The organism is Isoptericola sp. b515 (assembly GCF_030588125.1).
Taxonomy (GTDB): Bacteria; Actinomycetota; Actinomycetes; order Actinomycetales; family Cellulomonadaceae; genus Isoptericola; species Isoptericola sediminis.
The window spans coordinates 571,122-592,598 of sequence record NZ_JAUQYR010000002.1 but is presented as its reverse complement, the minus strand read 5'-3'; the positions used below and the strand labels follow the sequence as shown (position 1 = coordinate 592,598).

Annotated in this window: 17 protein-coding genes; 9 read left to right on the top strand and 8 right to left on the bottom strand. The window is 73.2% G+C overall.

Features of this window, described 5'->3' with window-relative positions:
• Positions 1 to 20: 20 nt before the first annotated feature.
• On the bottom strand, positions 21 to 500 hold the full coding sequence (locus tag Q6350_RS08465) for a CinA family protein (protein WP_304603693.1): 480 nt from the start codon (positions 498 to 500) through the stop codon (positions 21 to 23).
• Positions 497 to 1,132 (bottom strand): CDP-diacylglycerol--glycerol-3-phosphate 3-phosphatidyltransferase, encoded by a 636-nt coding sequence (pgsA, locus tag Q6350_RS08460; protein WP_304603692.1) that lies wholly within the window; start codon positions 1,130 to 1,132, stop codon positions 497 to 499. The genes Q6350_RS08465 and pgsA overlap by 4 nt, the downstream gene beginning before the upstream one ends.
• Positions 1,133 to 1,174: 42 nt before the next feature.
• Here pgsA and Q6350_RS08455 point away from each other — a divergent pair, with 42 nt between their 5' ends.
• The gene (locus tag Q6350_RS08455) at positions 1,175 to 2,431 is read left to right on the top strand and encodes a CapA family protein (protein WP_304607369.1); all 1,257 of its coding nucleotides are present in this window, start codon (positions 1,175 to 1,177) and stop codon (positions 2,429 to 2,431) included.
• 8 nt (positions 2,432 to 2,439) lie between these two features.
• Here the strand turns inward: Q6350_RS08455 and Q6350_RS08450 are convergent, their stop codons facing one another.
• From Q6350_RS08450 to dapA, 4 genes are all read right to left on the bottom strand, one after another.
• The gene (locus Q6350_RS08450) at positions 2,440 to 5,007 is read right to left on the bottom strand and encodes a DNA translocase FtsK (RefSeq protein ID WP_305065938.1); all 2,568 of its coding nucleotides are present in this window, start codon (positions 5,005 to 5,007) and stop codon (positions 2,440 to 2,442) included.
• 292 nt (positions 5,008 to 5,299) lie between these two features.
• The gene (locus tag Q6350_RS08445; RefSeq protein ID WP_305065937.1) at positions 5,300 to 5,920 is read right to left on the bottom strand and encodes a DUF4328 domain-containing protein; all 621 of its coding nucleotides are present in this window, start codon (positions 5,918 to 5,920) and stop codon (positions 5,300 to 5,302) included.
• Between the two features lie 246 nt (positions 5,921 to 6,166).
• A complete protein-coding gene (locus Q6350_RS08440) occupies positions 6,167 to 7,852 on the bottom strand; it encodes a ribonuclease J (protein WP_304603688.1) in 1,686 nt (561 codons plus the stop codon).
• A 26-nt stretch (positions 7,853 to 7,878) separates the two neighbouring features.
• Positions 7,879 to 8,799: a 4-hydroxy-tetrahydrodipicolinate synthase gene (dapA, locus tag Q6350_RS08435; RefSeq protein WP_305065936.1), complete on the bottom strand. Its 921-nt coding sequence runs from the start codon at positions 8,797 to 8,799 to the stop codon at positions 7,879 to 7,881.
• Between the two features lie 105 nt (positions 8,800 to 8,904).
• On the opposite strand from dapA, the gene Q6350_RS08430 reads away from it, so the two are divergent.
• The 5 genes from Q6350_RS08430 (at position 8,905) to Q6350_RS08410 (ending at position 13,860) form a co-directional block, all read left to right on the top strand.
• The gene (locus Q6350_RS08430) at positions 8,905 to 9,606 is read left to right on the top strand and encodes an AzlC family ABC transporter permease (protein ID WP_304607365.1); all 702 of its coding nucleotides are present in this window, start codon (positions 8,905 to 8,907) and stop codon (positions 9,604 to 9,606) included.
• Positions 9,603 to 9,923, top strand: a complete 321-nt coding sequence (locus tag Q6350_RS08425; RefSeq protein WP_304603685.1) for an AzlD domain-containing protein — start codon at positions 9,603 to 9,605, stop codon at positions 9,921 to 9,923. Before Q6350_RS08430 ends, Q6350_RS08425 begins: the two co-directional genes overlap by 4 nt.
• 20 nt (positions 9,924 to 9,943) lie before the next feature.
• Complete coding sequence (locus Q6350_RS08420; protein ID WP_304603684.1) at positions 9,944 to 10,450, top strand: GNAT family N-acetyltransferase; 507 nt, start codon at positions 9,944 to 9,946, stop codon at positions 10,448 to 10,450.
• Between the two features lie 196 nt (positions 10,451 to 10,646).
• Positions 10,647 to 12,320, top strand: a complete 1,674-nt coding sequence (locus tag Q6350_RS08415; RefSeq protein ID WP_305065935.1) for a thiamine pyrophosphate-binding protein — start codon at positions 10,647 to 10,649, stop codon at positions 12,318 to 12,320.
• A gap of 313 nt (positions 12,321 to 12,633) precedes the next feature.
• Entirely contained in the window at positions 12,634 to 13,860 is a 1,227-nt protein-coding gene (locus Q6350_RS08410) for an MFS transporter (RefSeq protein WP_305065934.1), read from the top strand.
• A 414-nt stretch (positions 13,861 to 14,274) separates the two neighbouring features.
• On the opposite strand, the gene Q6350_RS08405 is transcribed toward Q6350_RS08410, so the two are convergent.
• Entirely contained in the window at positions 14,275 to 16,170 is a 1,896-nt protein-coding gene (locus Q6350_RS08405; RefSeq protein ID WP_305065933.1) for an FAD-dependent monooxygenase, read from the bottom strand.
• Positions 16,171 to 16,279: 109 nt separating this feature from the next.
• Positions 16,280 to 17,659: an MFS transporter gene (locus Q6350_RS08400; RefSeq protein ID WP_304603681.1), complete on the bottom strand. Its 1,380-nt coding sequence runs from the start codon at positions 17,657 to 17,659 to the stop codon at positions 16,280 to 16,282.
• A 131-nt stretch (positions 17,660 to 17,790) separates the two neighbouring features.
• On the opposite strand from Q6350_RS08400, the gene Q6350_RS08395 reads away from it, so the two are divergent.
• From Q6350_RS08395 to hpaE, 3 genes are read left to right on the top strand one after another with little or no spacing between them, the layout of a single operon-like run.
• Positions 17,791 to 19,245 carry a fumarylacetoacetate hydrolase family protein gene (locus Q6350_RS08395; protein ID WP_305065979.1) on the top strand — a complete coding sequence of 485 codons (1,455 nt, stop codon included), beginning with the start codon at positions 17,791 to 17,793 and terminating at the stop codon, positions 19,243 to 19,245.
• The gene (locus tag Q6350_RS08390) at positions 19,242 to 19,964 is read left to right on the top strand and encodes a GntR family transcriptional regulator (protein ID WP_304603680.1); all 723 of its coding nucleotides are present in this window, start codon (positions 19,242 to 19,244) and stop codon (positions 19,962 to 19,964) included. The genes Q6350_RS08395 and Q6350_RS08390 overlap by 4 nt, the downstream gene beginning before the upstream one ends.
• Positions 19,961 to 21,472 (top strand): 5-carboxymethyl-2-hydroxymuconate semialdehyde dehydrogenase, encoded by a 1,512-nt coding sequence (hpaE, locus tag Q6350_RS08385; protein ID WP_171247793.1) that lies wholly within the window; start codon positions 19,961 to 19,963, stop codon positions 21,470 to 21,472. The genes Q6350_RS08390 and hpaE overlap by 4 nt, the downstream gene beginning before the upstream one ends.
• Positions 21,473 to 21,477 lie beyond the last annotated feature (5 nt).

Genomic DNA, 21,477 nt, shown 5'->3' with positions numbered 1-21,477 from the left:
CCGGGCCACGCACGGTTCCTTCACCCCGGCGCGGCGTCGCCCAGGGTCGTGCGGCACAGGTCCAGGACCGCGACGACCGCCCCCGACCGGACGGCGGCCCGGTCGCCGGCCAGGTCGCAGCGACGCACGACCGTCCCTCCCGGCGTGGCGACGGCGACGAAGACCAGGCCGGGTGGACGGCCGTCCTGCGGGTCGGGCCCGGCGACCCCGGTCGTCGCGAGCCCGACGTCCGCGCCGGTCGCGGCACGCGCACCCCGGGCCATGGCGCCGGCGACGTCCGCGTCCACGGCGCCCCGGGACGCCAGCAGCGCACGGTCGACCCCGAGCAGAGACGCCTTGAGGTCCGTCGCGTAGGCGACGACGCCGCCGCGCAGCACCGCCGAGGCACCGGGCACCGTGGCGAGCTCGGCGGCCACCATCCCGGCGGTCAACGACTCGGCGACACCGAGGGTCCACCCCCGGGCGGCCACCGCCCCGAGGACGTCACGCGCGGTCGTCATCCGTCCGACCGGCCGCCCGGAGAGCGCTGGTCGTCCGCACGGCCGAGCGTCCTCTCCAGCCGGGCCCGGCGACTCAGTCGCAGCCCCTGGACGGCGTAGTCGACGCCGGTGACGACGGTGACGGCGATCGCCGCGCCCATCACGACCCACGCCACGACACCCACGGCGTCCGGCAGCTGCGCGAGCGGCAGCAGGAAGAGCGCGATGGCGACCACCTGCAGCACGGTCTTGATCTTGCCGCCGCGGGAGGCCGGCATGACGGCGTACTTCAGCACGGCCATGCGCATCAGGGTGATCCCGAGCTCGCGGACCAGGATGACCGTCGGCACCCACCAGGGCAGCTCGCCCAGCGGCCACCACAGCAGGACCAGCGCGGTGCCCACCAGGGCCTTGTCCGCGATCGGGTCGAGGAGCTTGCCGAGGTCCGTCACCAGGCCGCGCGACCGCGCCAGGTGGCCGTCGACCTTGTCGCTCAGCGCGGCCAGCAGGAAGATCGCGGTCGCCACCAGACGCCACGTCACCGACTCACCGCCGTCCACCAGCAGCGCCGCCGCGAAGACCGGGACGAGGGCGATACGGATCATCGTGACGATGTTCGCGATGTTCCAGGGCGAGGGCGCAGCGTCGGGCATGTCACCAGCCTACTGGGACCGCCACCGCGATAGCCTCGCACCGTGGCCGACGTCGCCCCGCGCAGGACCTCCCTGGTCGTGCTCGCCGTCACCGTGCTCACCGTGACGGCAGCCTGCGGTGTCCTCACCCCGGACGCCCCGCCCCCCGCTCCCCGGGTGACGGTCTCCCCGGACGTGGCGCGGGCCAAGATCGCACCCCCGCAACCTGTCCCCCCGGTCACCTTCACGGTGCTGGCCGCCGGGGACCTGCTCCCGCACGGCCCCGTCGTTCGTTCCGCCGCCGGCGGCGAACGCTTCGACCGGCTGCTCGCCGGGCTCGACCCCTGGGTGGCCGGTGCCGACCTCGCGCTGTGCCACCTCGAGGTGCCGGTCGCGCCCGACGGCACGGCCCCCAGCGGCTACCCGATCTTCGGCGCACCGCCGGAGCTGGTGCCGGCCCTGGCGGACCAGGGCTGGGACGGGTGCTCCACCGCCTCCAACCATTCCGTCGACCGCGGCTACGCCGGCGTCGTGACCACGCTGGACGCCCTCGACGCCGCGGGCATGGGCCACGTCGGCACCGCCCGGTCCCACCGTGAGCAGTCGAGACCGCAGCGTTACGAGCTGGAGCGATCGGGGCGTTCGCTGGTGGTGGCGCACCTCTCGGCCACGTACGGGCTCAACGGTCTGCCGATGCCGTCCGAGGCACCGTGGGCCGTCGACCTGATCGACACCGATGCCCTCGTCCGGGCCGCCGAGAAGGCGCGCGACCGGGGTGGCGCCGACGTGGTGGTGGTCAGCGTGCACGCCGGGACCGAGTACACGGAGGTGCTCACGGAGCAGCAGGTCGACGTCGCGGCCGCGCTGGCCGCCTCGGGGGCGGTCGACCTCGTCATCGGCCACCACGCCCACGTGCCCCAGCGCATCGAACGACTCGACGGCGGCCCGCACGGTGCGGGGATGTGGGTCGCCCACGGGCTGGGCAACCTGCTGTCGAACCAGAGCGCCTCGTGCTGCGACGCCCGGACGAGCAGCGGTGTCCTGCTGACCGCGACGATCACCGAGGAGCGGCCGAGCGCGCCGGCCCTGGTCACCGACGTGCGCTGGACCGCCAGCACGGTCGACATCCCGGCAGGGCACCGTGTCCAGGTGCTCGACGGGTCGCCTCCCCGCAGCACGACGCTCGACCGGCGCGAACGCCGCGTCCGCCACGAGCTGGTGGCGGACGCGGTCGGCGGGAAGGCTCGGGAACGGTCCGAGCCTCCCCGGCCCACCGGCGACCAGCCGACGGTCCTGCCCCGCGTCCCCGCGGGCGGATGACGATCCGCTCAGCGCACGGGGTGCTCGGCGTCGGTGTCGGCGCCGTCGTGGTACTCCGCCGCCACCGGAGGACGGTGGCCGTCCGTGCCGTCGGCGTACGGGTCGCCCGACGCCGCGGTCTCGGCGTCCTGGTCGTAGGCGGCCTCGGCGGGCGTCTCGCCCCGGATCAGGGCGAGTGCGGAGGACAGACCCTCGGGCTGGACGAGCACCTCGCGCGCCTTGGACCCCTCGGACGGGCCCACGATCTCGCGCGACTCGAGCAGGTCCATCAGACGCCCGGCCTTGGCGAAACCGACCCGCAGCTTGCGCTGCAGCATCGACGTCGAGCCGAACTGCGTCGACACGACGAGCTCGGCAGCCTGCAGCAGCACGTCGAGGTCGTCGCCGATGTCCTCGTCGATCTGCTTCTTGGCGGCCGCGGGGGCGGTCACGTCCTCGCGGTAGATGGGCTTGAGCTGCGACTTGACGTGCTCGGTGACCGCGTGGACCTCGGACTCGCTGACCCAGGCCCCCTGGACGCGCATCGGCTTGGAGGCACCCATCGGCAGGAACAGGGCGTCACCCTGACCGATGAGCTTCTCGGCGCCGGGCTGGTCGAGCACGACGCGGGAGTCGGCCAGGGACGACGTCGCGAACGCCAGCCGCGAGGGCACGTTCGCCTTGATCAGACCGGTCACGACGTCCACCGACGGACGCTGGGTGGCCAGCACGAGGTGGATGCCCGCCGCCCGCGCGAGCTGGGTGATGCGCTGGATCGCGGCCTCGACGTCCCGGGGTGCGACCATCATCAGGTCCGCGAGCTCGTCCACGACGACCAGCAGGTAGGGGTAGGCGGCGACCTTGCGCTCGGAGCCCGGCGGCGGCGTGACCTTGCCGGCGCGGACCGCGGCGTTGAAGTCGTCGATGTGCTTGTACCCGAAGGTCGCCAGGTCGTCGTACCGGGCGTCCATCTCGCGGACCACCCAGTCCAGCGCCTCGGCCGCCTTCTTGGGGTTCGTGATGATCGGCGTGATCAGGTGCGGGATGCCCTCGTACAGCGTGAGCTCCACGCGCTTGGGGTCCACGAGGATCAGCCGCACCTGCTCCGGGGTCGCCCGCATGAGGATCGAGGTGATCATCGAGTTGATGAAGCTCGACTTGCCTGCGCCCGTCGCACCGGCGACGAGGATGTGCGGCATCTTGGCCAGGTTGGCCACCACGAAGCCGCCCTCGACGTCCTTGCCGACGCCCATGACCATCGGGTGCTCGGTCCGTCGCGCCGCCGACGAGCGCAGCACGTCACCGAGCACCACCGTCTCGCGGTCGGTGTTGGGGATCTCGATGCCGATCGCGGACTTTCCCGGGATCGGCGACAGGATCCGCACGTCGGCGCTGGCGACCGCGTAGGCGATGTTGTTGCTCAGCCCGGTGATCCGCTCGACCTTGGTCTTCGGGCCGACCTCGACCTCGTACCGCGTCACCGTGGGACCGCGCGTGAAGTTCGTGACCTGGGCGTCCACGCCGAACTGCTCGAAGGTCTCCTCGAGCGAGGCGACCACCCGGTCGTTGGCGGCCGACCGGCTCTTGTGCGGCGCCCCTTCGACCAGCGCGTCCTCGGACGGCAGCAGGTAGACGGTGTCACCGGAGAGCATCGGCTGCTCGGCGCGGCCCTGCGGGGCGGGCAGCGGGTCGCGCGCGGCCGGGGCCGCCGGAGCCGGGGCCGCGCTGTCCACCGGGGCCGGCGACGTGGCCGACCCGGTCGAGATCACCTGGGTCGCCCCGGGATCGGCGGGTGCGGCACCGCCCGGCGCCGGAGCGTCGAGGGTCGCGGCCTTGTCGAAGGCGTGGTCCCCGGCGTACTCGTCGAGGTCGGCGGCGGCCGTCTTGGCGGCCCGTCCGGTGCGCGGTGACCGGATCCGCCGGGTGCGCTTCTTGCGGGCGGGCCGGTCCTCGCTGCCGTCGTGCTTCGACACGCCGTCGGCGAGCTCGAGGCCGTCGTCCTGCGCGCTGCCGTGGTTCCCGGTCAAGCGGTCGTACAGGCCCCGCACCCTCTCGGGGATGCGGTGCACCGGCGTGGCGGTGACGACGAGGAGCCCGAAGAACCCGAGCAGCAGGAACAGCGGCACGGCGACCCACTCGGTCACCCCGATGACCACCGGTGTGGCCGCGAGGTAGCCGATGATCCCGCCGGCGTCCTGGACCTGGGCGAACCCGTCGCGGGGCGAGGGGGTGCCCTCCGCGATCGCCACCAGCGAGCACACGGAGACCACCAGCAGGCTGACACCGATCGCGACCCGTGAGTTGGCCTGGCCTCGCTCGGGGTGCCGCATGATCCGCACGCCGATCCAGATCAGCAGCACGGGCAGGGCGACACCTGCCAGACCGACCGTCCCGGCGACGACCGCGTGCACCCACGTGCCGAAGTCGCCGGGGATGCCCCACCACTCGCGGGCGGCCACGACGAGGGCGATGGCGATGAGGAAGAAGGCGACGCCGTCACGGCGGTGCTCGGGTTCCAGGTCTCTTGCTCCCTTGGTGATCGTGCGTGTCAGGGCGCCGAGCCCGTGGGCGACGCCGAGGTAGGCGCCGCGCACCATCCGGACCGGCCACGGGGGTCCGGACCGGGACCGGCCCCGCGACGTCGGGGACGAGCGACCGCGGCCGCCGGAGGACCGGCCCGTGGTGGACCGCTTGCCCGACGAAGAGCGCGCCGAGGTGCTGCGCGACGACGCCGGGGTTCCGCGCCCCGTCCGCGCCGCCGACCGCGAGGTCCCGGTGCTCTTCCGGGCAGGGATGCGCGTCGCCATGATGGTTCCACGGTACCCGCGCCCCTTCTCACGGCGCCGCAGGCCGACACCTGCGTGTCCCCTCTGGCGGGCGTGGCGGACGTCACGCCGCCGCGGGAGCCTCCAGGCGCGCGCGCTGGGCAGACGTGATCTCGCGGACGATGCGGATCCACTGCACGCACGCCACCGCCGTGGCGACGGTGGCGGCACCCTCGACGAAGGGGAACATCGAGGGGTGGTCGCTGAGGACGCCGAGACCCACGCCTGCCAGACCGGTCTGGTTCGACGCCCACATCGCGACCAGCCAGGACGCCCACCACAGACCCAGGCCCGGGGCGCCGCGCAGCCCCGTCGTCCCGGACCGGACGTCCCGGACGACCTCGTAGGGGAACCACAGCGAGACCACGGGGACGACCCATCCGAACCAGATCCAGAGGGGGCGGCGGACGTGACGTTCCCGCGGCAGCACGGCGACGGCCACCGCCCGGCTCTCCTGCAGCCAGAGGCAGGCCACGACGAACGTCGCGACCTGGACCATCAGGAACGGCAGACTCACGACGTCGTACCAGGTGAAGACGTCCATGACGCTGGCCCCCGCGTCCACGGCACGACCGTACGCGTCGGCGGCGGCGAAGGATGCCCAGAAGGCCAGGCCCTGGAAGGCGGTCCAGGCGACGGCCAGGCCGATCGTCCACCCTGCGAGCCCGGCGGGGACGGCCGGCACAGGGTGCCAGGGACCCGTCCGGACCGCCCCCGCGGCAGGCGCAGCCGGGGCGTACGCCCCGTAGGCCGGCTCCTGCGGGCGGGCGGGTGCGGGGCCGGGGGCCTCGGGCGCCGGAGGCAGTGCACCGGCAGGGGGCACGAACGGGTCAGGCTGATTCATCACGAACTCCAAGAAAGGGACAAGTCGCGCCACAGTAGCGCCAACCATCCCCGGAGCGGGTGAAGTCGCCCGACCCGTCCGCGGCCGTCAGGCCTCGACGACCACCGGCACGATCATGGGGCGACGCCGCAGGCGACGGTTCACCCAGCGGCCGATGACGCGGCGCATGATCTGCTGCATCTGGTAGGTGTCGGTGGCGCCGCCGGCGATCGACTCCTCCAGTGCCTGGACCACGTCAGGCATGATCTCCTCGAACACGGCGTCGTCCTCGGCCATGCCGCGCGCGAGGATCTGCGGACCCGCGAGCACCTTGCCGGTGGCGGTGTCCACGACGGCGAAGACCGAGACGAAACCCTCCTCGCCGAGGGTGCGACGGTCCTTCAGCTCGCTCTCGGTGACCTCGCCCACGGAGGACCCGTCGACGAAGACGTAGCCGCACGGGACGGCACCGACGACGGAGGCCTGGCCGTCGACCAGGTCGACGACGACCCCGTCCTCGGCGAGCACCACGTGGTCGGCCGGGACACCGGTCTTCACCGCGAGCGCCGCGTTGGCGACCAGGTGGCGCACCTCGCCGTGCACGGGCATGACGTTCTTCGGGCGCAGGATGTTGTAGCAGTAGAGCAGCTCACCGGCGCTGGCGTGCCCGGAGACGTGCACCTTGGCGTTGCCGGAGTGCACGACGCGCGCGCCCAGCCGGGTCAGGCCGTTGATGACCCGGAACACGGAGTTCTCGTTGCCCGGGATGAGCGAGGAGGCGAGGATCACGGTGTCCCCGTGGCCGACGTTGACCTGGTGGTCGCCGTTCGCCATCCGGCTCAGCGCCGCCATCGGCTCGCCCTGGGACCCGGTGCTCATGTACACGACCTGGTCGTCGGGCAGGTTGGTGGCCTGCTTGAGCTCGATGAGCACGCCCGGGGGGACGTCCAGGTAGCCGAGCTCGGCGGCGATGCCCATGTTGCGCACCATCGAGCGCCCCACGAACGCCACCTTGCGGCCGTGGGCGTGGGCGGCGTTGAGCACCTGCTGCACGCGGTGCACGTGCGAGGAGAACGAGGCGACGACGATGCGCTTCTCGGCCTGGGCGAAGACGCTGTCGAGCACCGGGCCGATGTCCGCCTCGTTGGTCACGAAGCCGGGCACCTCGGCGTTGGTGGAGTCGACCATGAACAGGTCGACGCCCTTCTCGCCGAGCCGGGCGAAGGCCCGCAGGTCGGTGACGCGGCCGTCCAGGGGCAGCTGGTCCATCTTGAAGTCGCCGGTGTGCAGCACGGTGCCGGCGGCGGTGGTCACCGCGACGGCCAGCGCGTCCGGGATGGAGTGGTTGACGGCGACGAACTCGCAGCCGAACTCCCCCAGCTGGACCGTGTCCCCCTCGGCGACGACGTGGGTGACCGGCTTGATCCGGTGCTCCTTGAGCTTGGCCTCGATGAACGCGAGGGTCAGCCGGGAGCCGTAGATCGGGATGTCGCGGCGCAGCCGCAGCAGGTAGGGCACGGCACCGATGTGGTCCTCGTGGCCGTGGGTGAGCACGATCGCCTCGACGTCGTCCATGCGGTCGGCGATGTAGTCGAAGTCGGGCAGGATCAGGTCCACGCCCGGCTGGTGGTCCTCGGGGAAGAGGACGCCGCAGTCGATGATGAGCAGACGGCCGCGGTGCTCGAGGACGGCCATGTTGCGGCCGACCTCTCCCAGCCCGCCGAGGGCGACGATCCGCAGACCGTTCGCCGGCAGCTCGGGGGGCAGGGGTAGTTCGGGGTGAGGGTGACTCACGGGGCCTCCTGGCCTGTGTCGTGTCGTTAGTGGGTGGTGGCGGGTTCGAGGATCCCGCCGGCGATGAGGGAGGCGCGCAGCGCGATGACGTCGTCGTCCGTGGCGGCGACGTTCGGCAGGCGCAGCTCGCGGTTGTGGTGGACACCGAGGAGCTCCAGGGCGGCCTTGACCATGACGGCCTGCGCACCGGCGCCGTTCATGGCGGCCAGGACGGGCAGCGTCGTGCTGAAGACCTCGAGGGCCCCGGCGTGGTCACCGTCGGTGAAGCGTCGCACGACCTCCGCGAAGCGGTCGCCGACGAGGTGGGCGGACACCGAGACGATCCCGGCCGCGCCGTGGGCGAGGAAGGGCAGCAGCAGCCCGTCGTCGCCGGAGTACCAGGCGAGCCCGGTGAGCTTCTGCAGCGCGGGCACGGACCCGACGTCGCCGGTGGCGTCCTTGGTCGCCACGACCTGCGGGTGGGCGGCGATCCGCTCGTAGGTCGCCGGGGCGATCCGCACGCCGGCGCGACCGGGGATGTCGTAGAGCATCACCGGCAGGTCGGTGGAACCGGCCACGGTCGCGAAGTGCTGGTACAGCCCTTCCTGCGTGGGCCGCGAGTAGTAGGGCGACACGACGAGCAGCCCGTCGGCACCGGCCTCGGCGGCCTGCTCGGCCATCCGGACCGCGTGCGCGGTGTCGTTCGAGCCGGCACCGGACAGGATCGTCGCGCGGTCGCCGACGGCGTCCACGACGGCGCGCACCAGCGCCGCCTTCTCGGGGGCGTGGGTCACGGGCGCCTCGCCCGTCGTCCCGGACAGGACGAGGCCGTCGTTCCCCGCGTCCACCAGCCGCGTCGCGAGGCGAGCCGCGGCCTCGAGATCGATCTCCCCGGTCGCCGTCATGGGCGTGACCATCGCGGTCAGGACCGCGCCGAACGGGCGCTCGGGGGTGCCGGGCAGTGTCATGGGAACACCGTACCTGTCGAGGGCCCCGATGCGACGCCGGTGTCCACGGATTGTCGCGCCGCGCCGGGCGCGACCGGTGGGTCGGGAGCGTGGTTCGATGACCCGGTGTCCCGCCCCCTCTCCCCCGCGGTCTCGGCCGCCGTGCGCCAGGGTGCCGGCGTGGCCGTCGCCACGGGTCTGTACGGCATCTCCTTCGGTGCGCTGGCCGTCGTGGCCGGACTCTCCGTCGCCCAGACCGCCGTGCTCAGCCTGCTGCTCTTCTCCGGCGGCTCGCAGTTCGCCCTGATCGGGGTCGTGGCCGCCGGCGGCACACCGCTGGCCGCGGTGACCACGTCGAGCCTGCTCGGCGTCCGCAACACGTTGTACGGGGCGGTGGTCTCCCCGCTGCTCGGCCTGCGCGGCTGGCGCCGGTGGGCCGCCGCCCACCTGACGATCGACGAGTCCACCGCCGTGGCCGTGGCGCAGCGCGACCCGCGGGCCGTGCGGGCGGGGTTCTGGGCGACCGGCCTGGGCGTCTTCGTGCTGTGGAACGCCTGCACCCTGCTCGGGGCGCTGGCCGGCGACGCCCTCGGCGACCCCCGGGCGTGGGGCCTGGACGCGGCGGCGGGGGCGGCCTTCCTGGCGCTGGTCTGGCCGCGGCTCGCCACCCGGAGCGGTCGTCTCGTGGCCGGGCTCGCCGTCCTGGTCGCGGCCGCGCTGGTCCCGGTCGCGCCCGCCGGCGTCCCGGTGCTGGCGGCCGCGGCGGCCGCCGTCGTCGTCGGGCTGCTCGCCCCCGCACCGGGGACCCGGACGGGAGGTGACCGGTGACCCCCGCCGCCCTCTGGCTGACCGTGCTCGTCGCCTCGGTGGTCAGCCTCGGCCTCAAGCTCGCCGGCCACCACGTGCCGCAGCACTGGCTCGCCACCGACCGGGTGCAGCGCACCTCGGTGCTGGTGACCGTGGCGCTGCTGGTGGCGCTCGTCGTGGTGCAGACGTTCGCCGACGGCACGGCGCTCGTCGTCGACGCCCGCCTGCCGGCGCTGGCCGTGGCGGCGGTCGCCCTCGCCCTGCGCGCGCCCTTCGTCCTGGTGATCGTGCTCGCCGCCGCCACCGCGGCCGGCCTGCGAGCGCTCGGGTGGGGCTGAGCCCGCACTAGGGTGGAACGATGGCACTGTTCCAGGAGACCGCCGACGTCTCGGTGCGGCCCGCCGTCGCCGGCGACGAGGAGGCCGTGACCCGCATCCAGGTCGAGGCCTGGCGCACCACCCACGCCGACGTGCTGGGGGGCGCCGTCGACGCCCTCGACACCGCGGCCATGACCGAGCGCTGGGCCGACGCCATCCGCCGGCCGCCCGGGCCGGGGTTCGCAGTCCTCGTCGCGCTGGACGGCCCGGTCGTCGTCGGCTTCGCCGCGGTGGCCCCCGGTCAGGTGATGTCCCTGGAGGTCGTCCCGCACGCACGGCGCGGCGGGCACGGCTCACGACTGCTGGCCGCCGCCGTGGACCGGCTGCGTACCGACGGCGAGAGCGAGGTCGTCACCTGGGTCCTCGACGGCGACGAGGGCCGGGAACGGTTCCTGTCGTCCTCCGGGCTCGGCCCCGACGGGACGGAACGGTCCCTGGCGACCGGGGTGCGCGACGTCGTCGAACGCCGCTGGTCCGCCTCGATCTGACGCCCGGGCCCACGGCGGGCGTCGGCGACGAGGCGCCCGGTCCTGGCCGACGGTCCGGCGAGCCGTTAGACTCGACCGGGTCAAGGTGGACAGATCGCCTGCGCTCGAAAAAGGGGCGCACGGGCGGCCCGACGACGGGCGCGACCCGGGCACATACGGACTGCATCCCTCATCCGTCACTGACCCGGAGTATCTCGTGCCCACCTCGCACACCCATGTCTCTGCCCACGTGGCGCGCACCCTCGCCCAGCACGTCGACCACGTCTTCGGTGTCATGGGCAACGGCAACGCCTGGTTCCTCGACGCGCTCGAGAAGGACACCTCCTGCCGGTTCACCGCGGTGCGCCACGAGGCCGGTGCCGTCGTGGCCGCGGACGCCCACTACCGCGCGTCCGGCCGGATCGCCGCCGCGACGGTCACCTACGGGGCCGGGTTCACGAACACGCTGACGGCCCTGGCCGAGGCGGCGCAGGCCCGGGTCCCGCTGGTGCTGCTCGCCGGGGACGAGCCGACGTCGGGCCCGCGGCCGTGGGACGTGGACCAGATCGCCCTGGCGGCGGCCGTCGGCGCACGGACCTACACCGTCGGGCGCACCGACGCCGCCGCGACCACGGTGATCGCGATCGAGCACTCCCTCACCTATCGCGTCCCGGTGGTGCTGGCCGTCCCCTACGACGTGGCGGCGCGCGAGGCAGGGCCCGTGCCGGAGGCCCCGCAGCCCGTGCTGCCGCAGCCGGCCGCTCCGGACGGCCCGTTCGACCGGGCGGCGATCTCCCACCTCGCCAAGGCGCTCGTGGACGCCGAGCGGCCGCTGCTGCTCGCCGGCCGCGGGGCGTGGCTGGCGCAGGCGGGCGAACCGCTCGGCGAGCTCGCGGACGCCACCGGGGCGCTGACGATGACCACCGCCCTGGGGCGCAGCATCTTCCCCGACGCGCGCCACGACCTCGGCGTGGCCGGAGGGTTCGGGGCCGACGGCGCGATGAAGCTCGCCCACGAGGCGGACGTCGTCGTCGTGTTCGGCGCGTCGCTCAACCAGTTCACGATGCGGTTCGGCGAGCTGTTCGCCCCGGGCACGCGGGTCGTCCAGGTGGACACCGCCGAGGCCGGCACCCACCGGCACGTGGGCGGGTTCATCCGCGGTGACGCGGCTCTGGTGGCCCGTGCGCTGGTGGACGAGCTCGCCGCGCTCGGCGCGACGCCGTCCGGCTGGCGTGAGTCCGTGGACGCCGCCCCCGCGCGGCAGTACGAGACCGGGCCGGCCGACGGCCTCGCGGAGGACGGACGCCTCGACCCCCGCTCGGTGGCCCACCGGCTCGCGCACCTGCTGCCGCAGGACCGGGTCGTCGTCTCCGACGGCGGCCACTTCATCGGCTGGGCCAACATGTACTGGCCGGTCGCCTCCCCCGACCGCATGATCATGGTCGGCACCGCGTACCAGTCCATCGGGCTCGGCCTGGCCAGCGTGCCGGGCGCGACCGCGGCCCGCCCGGAGTCGGCCGTGGTGCTCACCACCGGTGACGGCGGCGGGCTGATGGCCCTGGCCGACCTCGAGACCGCGGTGCGCACCGCGGGCGGCCGCGGCGTGGCCGTCGTGTGGAACGACACCGTCTACGGGGCCGAGGTGCACGTGTACGGGCGCCAGGGGCTCGCCGAGGGGCCGATGCGCATCCCGGAGACCGACTTCGCGGCCCTGGCGAGCGCCGTCGGCGCCGAGGGGATCGTCGTGCGCTCGTTGGCGGACCTCGACCGGCTCGCCACCTGGCGGGAGGAACCGGAGGACGAGCGCCGCTTCCTCCTGCTGGACTGCCGCGTCTCCCCCACCGTCGTCGCGCCGTACCAGGAGGAGATCCTGCGCGTGAACCGGCGCTGACACCGGCGGCGCCGGCGCCGTGATGTCCGGTATGTTCCGGCGATGAGCCGTTCCTCCTGGCACCTGGCCGGCGGTGTCGCGATGATCCGGGTCGCCGTCGCCGACGGAGGTGTCGGCGTTCGCCCGGGAGGCCACAGGGGCATCCCGACCTGGTGGACGCATTCAACGGGCAACGGAGCACGATCGAGGCGACGCTCCGGTACTTGCCCCGCCACGACGACGATGCGATTCCGCGATGCGTGACGACCGGACGGCTCTGGAGCGCCTTCGTCAGAGGCAACGGTCACCCCGAGGCACGCCTGCGCACAGGCTCGTGCTGTCCAACGGGTTCGATGCGGCCTCGCGCAACCTGATCGACGTCGTGGTGGATGTCACGGCCGTGCTCGCCGTGGGCGCGTCCGCCGTCGAGATCGGGATGCTCAACGCGGCGGGAACGCTGGCCTTCTTCCTTCTTGGTGCACCGATCGGCGTCATCGTGGACCGTACGGAGGCACGGGTCGTGATGATGTGGGCGGCGACGGTCCGGGCAGGGGTCTGCGTCGCCACGGCAGCTCTGCTCGCGACCGGTCACCTCTCGTTCTGGCTCCTCGCCACGGCCAGCTTCATGATCGGCGTGACCGGCACGGCCAGCGAGACCGGTCAGATGGTCCGAGCGACTCAGGTGGTCGGTCGTGGCGGCGTCGGGAGGCTCGTCGCCCGCCTGCAGTCCGCGGACACGGCGCTCGCCCTGGTCGTCCCGGCCGCGGCGGGACTTGTTCTCGCGGCGATGGACGCCGCTCCGCTGATGGTGGTCGCCGCCGTCACAGCGGTCGCCGCCGCGGTGTTCCTCGCCGGACGGGATGGCACCAGCGCCCCTACGGAGACGACGCCCTCCGGTGACCGACCTCCCCCTGGCGTCCGGGCGGGTGTCCGCCGTTTCGCCGACGACGTCGTCCACGGTCTCGCCGCATTTCGCACCGACCCGGTCGTCCGCCGTCTCACCTGGTCGAGCACGTGCACCAACCTCGGCCTCGCGGTGTTCTCGAGCGTCGAGGCCATCTTCCTGCTCCGCACGCTCGACATCGGGACCAGTGTCTACGGCGCGCTGGTCACCGCAGGTGCCGCTGGTGGGCTCGTCGGCAGCCTTGTCGCGGAGAGAGTCGTCAGCGGCGTCTCCCGGTCTCAGGTCGTCTGGGCCGCGAGCGCCTGTCTCACCGTCGTCTCTGCCCTTCCCCTGACCGCCCTGGCGGTCGCGGGGTGGGCACTTCCCCTGCTCACGGCGCACGCGGTGACGTGGGGCATCTGCATCGTCGTGGTGAACGTCCAGACGTCGGCGATCGTCGCGGCACGGACCGAGCCGGGCGTTCTCGGCCGCGTCTCCGCGCTGCGACGCGCCATCACCTACGGTGTGGTCCCGGTGGGCAGCATCGCCGGAGGGCTCTCGGCGGACCATCTCGGCATCACCACCGTCCTCGGCGCCGCCGTCGTCGTGGCTGCGCTGTCAACCGTGTTCGCCTGGCGAGCAGCCCGCGCCGACGAGGACGACCGCACCCGCACCTGAGGAAGGCGGTGCCGTCACCGGCGCACAGTCGATCGGGCGCGAGGACCGCACCTGAGCACGGAGAGGCCCTCCACCGGACGCAACGCTCTGTCACACGTGAGCATCGACGGCTCGTGGTCCCGGACCGGACCTGCCCTCCGTCCGCCGCCCCGCCCGGGACCCACCCGGTCACGCCGGCCGTCGCCGACAGCGGCGGCGTCGCCGTTCGCACGTCGAGGTCGCCCCGGAGCCGGCCGCGAGCTGGAAGCCGGCGCGGCGTTCCGACCAGGGCTCGGCGACGGTGGCCGGGCGCGACCTCGGGTCGGACCGGCACGGTCGGCCGCGACCATGGCGACACCGGCGCCGCGCGAACGCAGCGCCGCGAACCGCTCCCCCACGACGGCGGGGCCGCCGCCGGCGGCCCCGCCGTCCGTGTCAGCTCCCGAAGGCCCCGTCCAGGAACGCGGCCAGCTCGTCGGTGGCCGTCAGCGGGAGCACGTGCGCCACGTACTGGTCGGGGCGCACGACGACGACCACGCCGTCGCGCGACAGCTCCCGCTCGGCGAAGATGTCGACGCCGGTCCACACGGTGGGCCCCGCGGCGAACACCTTCTCCCAGTCGATGAGTCCGAGCGGACCGGTCCGCGGGCGGAACACCCCGGGGACACCGGCGAGGTCCACCTCCTGGAAGGCCTGCTGGTAGACCACCTTGACGTCGAAGACGGCGTCGACGTCGGCCCCGGCCGGGGTGTGCCTCGCCACCGGCGACTCCGCCGAGTCCAGCCACGCCGCCCACGCGGCGAGCGCCGAGTCCTCACCGGCGCGGGAGGCGTCGGCGAACGCGTAGAGGCGCCAGCGGCCGTCCGCCCGGGCGTGATGGCCCAGGTGGACGGCGTTGCCGTCGGCGACCCGCGTCACCTCGGCGGACTTGAACCGCTTGCCGATCGGGAACCCGGCGGCCAGCTCCTGGTGCGTCGGCTCGCCGACGATCATCGACGGCGCGTACCGGGTCATGAACCCCGAGGGGAACTCGGAGGTCGCGAGGTAGTGCTGGGCGAGCTCGGTCGGGTCGGAGATCTCCTCCGGCTTGCGCGCCATGAGGCTGGACCATTCCCGGTCGAAGTCGATCAGCTCCTGGGCCACCGGCTGCCGCTCGGACGAGTAGGTCGCGAGCAGGGACTCGGGGCTGAGCCCCGTGAGCACGGAGCCGAGCTTCCAGCCGAGGTTCAGCCCGTCCTGCATCGAGACGTTCATCCCCTGCCCCGCCTTCGCGCTGTGCGTGTGGCAGGCGTCCCCGGTGAGGAACACCCGCGGCGTGCGCTCCGAGCCCTCGGGGACGTCGTCGAACCGGTCGGTCACCCGGTGCCCGACCTCGTAGACGCTGTGCCAGGCGACGTCCACCACGTCGAGCGTGTAGGGCGTGAGGATCTCGTTGGCGCGCCGGATGATCTCCTCGACCGGCGTCCTGCGCACCTCGTGGTGGTCGTTCTCGGGCACCTCGCCGAGGTCGACGTACATGCGGCTGAGGTATCCCCCTTCGCGCGGGATGTGCAGGATGTTCCCGGCCTCGGAGTTGATCGCGCACTTGATGCGCCAGTCGGGGAAGTCGGTGTTCACCAGCACGTCCATCACGCCCCAGGCGTGCGCCGCGAACTCGCCGACGTGGCGGCGGCCGATCGCCTCGCGCACGGCGCTGCGGGCGCCGTCGCACCCGGCGACGTACTTCGCGCGGACGGTGCGCTCCCGGCCCGGCAGGTCGCCGGCCGTCTCCCGGACGCGCACCTCGACGGGATACGGGCCGGCGTCGGGCCCCTCGTGCACGGTGAGCCCGAGGAACTCGACGCCGTAGTCGGGCGCGATCCGGGCGGGACCGTTCGCGGCCGCCTGCGCGAAGTAGTCGAGGACGCGCGCCTGGTTGACGATGAGGTGCGGGAACTCGCTGATCTTCAGCCCGTAGTCCTCCGTGCGCGACGTGCGCACGATCCGGCCCGGGTCGTCGGGGTCCGGGCCCCAGAAGTTCATCCAGCCGATGTTGTAGGCCTCGGCGGTGATCTGCTCGGCGAACCCGAAGGCCTGGAACGTCTCGACGCTGCGCGGCTGGATGCCGTCCGCCTGGCCGAGCACGAGCCGTCCTGGCCGCCGCTCGATGATGCGGGTCGTGACGTCGGGGTACTGCGACATCTGCGCGGCGAGCAGCATGCCCGCCGGGCCGGAGCCGACGACGAGGACGTCGACCTCGTCGGGCAGCTCGGCGGGCCGGTCGAGGCCCGTCCCGGCGGCGGGCAGGACCCGCGGGTCGCCGGACACGTAGCCGTGGTGGTGGAACTGCACGGGTGCTCCTCATCGTCCTCGATGTCCCGGCGGCGTCGCCGGGGTTCGATCATCCAACACATCCTCGGCAGGACGGCGCCGGTGCGCCCGGCGCCGTCCTGCCGGGGTCTCAGGCTCGGGGCAGCCCGAACACGGGGCTGGCGACCTGCTCGGCCTCGTGCTCCGGTCCGAGCGGGATGCCGGTGCGGTCGCGCAGGAGCAGGGTGGCGGCGAAGGCGACCACCATCATCCCCGCGATGTAGAACGCGACGGAGGTGGCGCTGCCGGTGGTCTGCACGAGCCAGGCGGCGATCGTCGGGGCGAACGCGCCGCCGAGGATCGCACCGATCGCGTAGGTGATGGACACCCCGGAGTAGCGGATCGAGGCAGGGAAGAGCTCCGCGAAGTAGGCCGCCTGCTGGCCGTAGGTGAAGCCGTTGCCCACCGCGAACAGCGAGACGCCCAGGAACAGCAGCCACGGGTCCCCCGTGTTCACCAGCGGGAACAGCAGGAACACGGTGCCGAGGAACGCGAGCCAGCCGATGATGTAGGTGTTGCGTCGCCCGATGCGGTCGGAGACGACACCGGCCGCGTAGGTGCACACCAGCCAGACGACGGACGCGCCGGCCACCGCCAGGAGCACCGGCGTGCGGTCCATCCCGACCAGACCCCCCTCGTCCAGCGGGGTCGTGGCGTAGTTCTGCAGGTAGCCGCCGGTGGTCATGTACCCCGCGGCGTTGTTGCCCGCGAAGGTCAGGGCGGCGAGCAGCACGAGCAGCCAGTGCTGACGGAACAGGGTGGTGACCGGCGTGCGCGCGGCGGACTTCTTCTCGGCGATCTCGACGAACACCGGGCTCTCCTCGACCGTGCGCCGCACCACGATGCCGACCACGATCAGCACGACGCTGAGCAGGAACGGGATCCGCCAGCCCCACTCGACGAACGCGTCGCCGGGCGAGACGACGCCGGTCATGAGCGCGAGCACACCGGAGGCGAGCAGCAGACCGATGGGGACGCCGATCTGGGGGAAGGCGCCCATGCGGCCGCGCCGGCCGTCCGGCGCGTGCTCGACGGCCATGAGGACGGCGCCGCCCCACTCGCCGCCGGTGGACAGGCCCTGCAGGATTCGCAGGAGCACCAGCAGGATCGGGGCCAGGATGCCGATCTGCTGATAGGTCGGCAGCAGCCCGATCAGCGTCGTGGCGCCCCCCATCAGCATCAACGTCACGACGAGCACGGCCTTGCGACCGATCTTGTCGCCGAAGTGACCGGCGAGGAATGCCCCCAGCGGCCGGAACAGGAAGCTGATGCCGACGGTCGCGAAGGCCAGCAGGGTGCCGACCGCGGAGCCGGCCGGTTCGAAGAACAGTGCGCTGAACACCAGGCCCGCGGCGCTGGCGTACAGGAAGAAGTCGTACCACTCGATGGTGGTACCGATGACGGTCGCGAAGGCGACCCGGCGCAGCTCGCGCCGATCTGTCGGGGTCGTGGCGACGGTGCTCACGGTCATGCGGGGACTCCTCTGTCGATTCCGCTCGAGGCTCGCATCGTATACGATGAGTGATACGACACGACAAGGGGGTTCCTGTGGTCACCGACGACGACACCTCGGCCGGCCCGTCGGCCGCGGCACGGACGCTGCTGCCCGACGGCCTCGCGCCCGGCAAGATCATCGCCGTCCACCTCAACTACCCGTCGCGCGCGGCACAGCGCGGACGGACGCCGAGCCAGCCGTCCTACTTCCTCAAGCCGGTCTCCTCGCTCGCGCCGAGCGACGCCACGATCGAACGTCCGGCCGGCACCGAGCTGCTCGCCTTCGAGGGCGAGGTGGCCGTGGTGATCGGCACCCCGGCGCGCTGGGTCGACCCGGCCGACGGCTGGTCGCACGTCGCCGCCGTCACGGCCGCGAACGACTTCGGTCTGTACGACCTGCGCAGCGCGGACAAGGGCTCCAACCTGCGCTCCAAGGGCGGCGAGGGCTTCACTCCCCTGGGTCCGCGCTGGATCCCGGCCGACGACGTCGACCCCGCGGGGCTGCGCGTACGCACCTGGGTGGACGGCGAGCTCGTCCAGGAGGACTCGACCGCGACCCTGCTGTTCGACGTCGGGCGCCTCGTCGCCGACCTGTCCCAGCACTTCACGCTCGATCCCGGCGACGTGATCCTCACCGGGACGCCTGCCGGCTCCTCCGTCGTCGAGCCGGGCCAGACCGTCGAGGTCGAGGTGGACGCCCCCGACTCACCCGGCGCGCCCACCAGCGGACGCCTGGTCACCCGCGTGACCGCGGGCACGACACCCTTCGGAGACTTCGGCTCCCAGCCGGCGGTCGACGCGACGCAGCGTGCCGAGGCCTGGGGCACCGAGCCGCCGGCGACCGCAGCACCGGCTCCGGCGCCGGTGCTGACCGACGACCAGCGCGCCCGGTTCGCCACCGTGGCCGTGGCCACCCTCTCCGCCGCGCTGCGCCGGCGCGGCCACACCGACGTCTTCCTCGAAGGGGTGCACGGGCTGCACCCCGACGACCGGTTCGTCGGTCCCGCCCGCACGCTGCGGCTGGTGCCGTTCCGACCGGACCTGTTCGCCGCGCACGGCGGCGGCTACAACGCCCAGAAGCGCGCCTTCGACACCGTCGGCCCCGGCGAGGTGCTCGTCGTCGAGGCCCGGGGGGAGCGTGGCACCGGGACCGTGGGCGACGTGCTGGCCCTGCGCGCGAAGGTGCGCGGCGCGGCCGCCGTGGTCACCGACGGCGGTGTGCGCGACGCCGAGGCGGTCGCCGAGATCGGCCTGCCCGTCTTCTCCGCCGGCCCCCACCCGTCGGTGCTCGGCCGCCGCCACGTGCCCTGGGAGTCCGACGTCACCGTCGCCTGCGGCGGCGCCGCCGTCCAGCCGGGTGACGTCGTCGTCGGCGACCGGGACGGCGCCCTGGTCATCCCGGCGGCGCTGGTCGAGGAGGTCCTCGCCGAGGCCGAGGAGGCCGAGGCCGCCGACGCCTTCGTGGCACGCCAGGTGGCCGAGGGAGCACCGGTCGACGGCCTGTTCCCCATGGACGCGCACTGGCGCGCGCGCTACGAGGCCGAGCGGGAGGGCGACCGGTGAGCACCCCCACCGCCGACGACGCGCGCCTCACCGCGGGCGGCGTGAGCAAGTCGCAGCGCGCGTACACCTACCTGCGCGACCGGATCGAGGACGGGACGCTCGGACCCGGCTACCGGCTGGTGCTCTCCCAGATCGCCGGTGAGCTCGACGTCTCCGTCGTCCCCGTCCGCGAGGCGGTCCGGCGGCTCGAGGCCGAGGGGCTCGTCACCTACGAGCGCAACGTGGGCGCGCAGGTGGCGCTCGTCCAGGAGGCCGAGTACCAGCACACCATGCAGACCCTCGCTCTCGTGGAGGGATTCGCGACCGCGCTGTCCGCTCCGCTGCTGACGGCCGACCAGCTCCGGGCCGCCCGGCAGGTCAACGCCCGGATGCGCCAGAGCCTGGCCGACTTCGACCCCCACCGTGTCACCGAGCTCAACCTCGAGTTCCACGCCGTGCTGTTCGAGCCGTGCCCCAACCCGCACGTCCTCGACCTCGTCCACCGCGGCTGGCGCCGCATGAAGGTCCTGCGCGACTCGTCGTTCGGGTTCGTGCCGGGCCGGGCGCACGAGTCGGTCGCCGAGCACGACCGGATCCTCGACCTCGTCGAGGACCTGCAGGCGGGCCGCGTCGAGGCCACCGAGCTCGAGCTCACCGCACGCCGTCACCGCACCGCCACCCTCGACGCGGTGCTCGCCTACCAGGCGGCCCACCGACCGCACCACCAGGAGGACCGATGACCGCTCCCGCCACCGACGCACCGCACCGCCCCGACGGGCTCCCGGACCGGATCCGCCACTACATCGACGGCCACGAGGTCGACTCGATCGGTGGCGAGACGTTCGAGGTCCTGGACCCGGTGACCAACCAGACCTACCTCACCGCGGCCGCCGGGCAGCAGGCCGACGTCGACGCCGCCGTCGCCGCCGCCCGGCGCGCGTTCGTCGACGGTCCGTGGCCGCGCATGCTGCCGCGCGAACGCTCCCGCGTGCTGCACCGGATCGCCGACCTGGTGGAGTCCCGTGACGCCCGGCTCGCCGAGCTGGAGTCCTTCGACTCCGGCCTGCCGATCACGCAGGCTCTCGGGCAGGCACGTCGCGCGGCCGAGAACTTCCGGTTCTTCGCCGACCTGGTCGTGGCGCAGAGCGACGACACCTTCAAGGTGCCCGGACGCCAGATCAACTACGTCAACCGCAAGCCGATCGGGGTGGCCGGGCTGATCACGCCCTGGAACACCCCGTTCATGCTCGAGTCGTGGAAGCTGGCCCCGGCGCTCGCCACGGGCAACACGGTGGTCCTCAAGCCGGCCGAGTTCACCCCGTTGTCCGCGTCGCTGTGGGCCGGGATCTTCGCCGAGGCAGGGGTGCCCGCCGGTGTGTTCAACCTGGTCAACGGCCTGGGCGAGGAGGCCGGTGACGCGCTGGTCAAGCACCCGGACGTCCCCCTGATCTCCTTCACCGGCGAGTCCGGCACCGGCGAGGTGATCTTCGCCAACGCCGCCCCGCATCTCAAGGGCCTCTCGATGGAGCTCGGCGGCAAGTCGCCCGCGGTCGTGTTCGCGGACGCCGACCTCGACGCCGCGATCGACGCGACGATCTTCGGCGTCTTCTCCCTCAACGGCGAGCGCTGCACCGCGGGATCGCGGATCCTCGTCGAGCGGTCCGTGTACGACGAGTTCGTCGAGCGTTACGCGGCGCAGGCACGGCGCGTCGTGGTGGGCCACCCGCACGACCCCGACACCGAGGTCGGCGCACTGGTGCACCCCGAGCACTTCGAGAAGGTCATGGGCTACGTCGAGCTCGGCCGGTCCGAGGGCCGCCTGGTCGCCGGCGGCGGACGTCCCGAGGGCTTCCCGACCGGCAACTTCGTCGCACCGACGGTGTTCGCCGACGTGGCACCCGACGCACGCATCTTCCAGGAGGAGATCTTCGGACCCGTCGTGGCGATCACGCCGTTCGACACCGAGGCCGAGGCCGTCGAGCTCGCCAACGCCGTCCGCTACGGCCTGGCCGCCTACGTGTGGACGAACGACCTCAAGCGAGCCCACAACGTCTCCCAGTCGATCGAGGCCGGGATGGTCTGGCTCAACTCGAACAACGTGCGCGACCTGCGTACCCCGTTCGGCGGCGTGAAGGCCTCCGGTCTGGGGCACGAGGGCGGCTACCGCTCGATCGACTTCTACACCGACCAGCAGGCCGTGCACATCACGCTCGGCGCGGTCCACAACCCGACCTTCGGCAAGAACTGACACTC

Bases quoted from the DNA above. Each gene is read 5' to 3' on its own strand.
- Q6350_RS08465 (WP_304603693.1), bottom strand. From the start codon at position 500: ATGACGACCGCGCGTGACGTCCTCGGGGCGGTGGCCGCCCGGGGGTGG.
- pgsA (WP_304603692.1), bottom strand. From the start codon at position 1,132: ATGCCCGACGCTGCGCCCTCGCCCTGGAACATCGCGAACATCGTCACG.
- Q6350_RS08450 (WP_305065938.1), bottom strand. From the start codon at position 5,007: ATGGTGCGCGGCGCCTACCTCGGCGTCGCCCACGGGCTCGGCGCCCTG.
- dapA (WP_305065936.1), bottom strand. From the start codon at position 8,799: ATGACACTGCCCGGCACCCCCGAGCGCCCGTTCGGCGCGGTCCTGACC.
- Q6350_RS08420 (WP_304603684.1), top strand. From the start codon at position 9,944: ATGGCACTGTTCCAGGAGACCGCCGACGTCTCGGTGCGGCCCGCCGTC.
- Q6350_RS08400 (WP_304603681.1), bottom strand. From the start codon at position 17,659: ATGACCGTGAGCACCGTCGCCACGACCCCGACAGATCGGCGCGAGCTG.
- hpaE (WP_171247793.1), top strand. From the start codon at position 19,961: ATGACCGCTCCCGCCACCGACGCACCGCACCGCCCCGACGGGCTCCCG.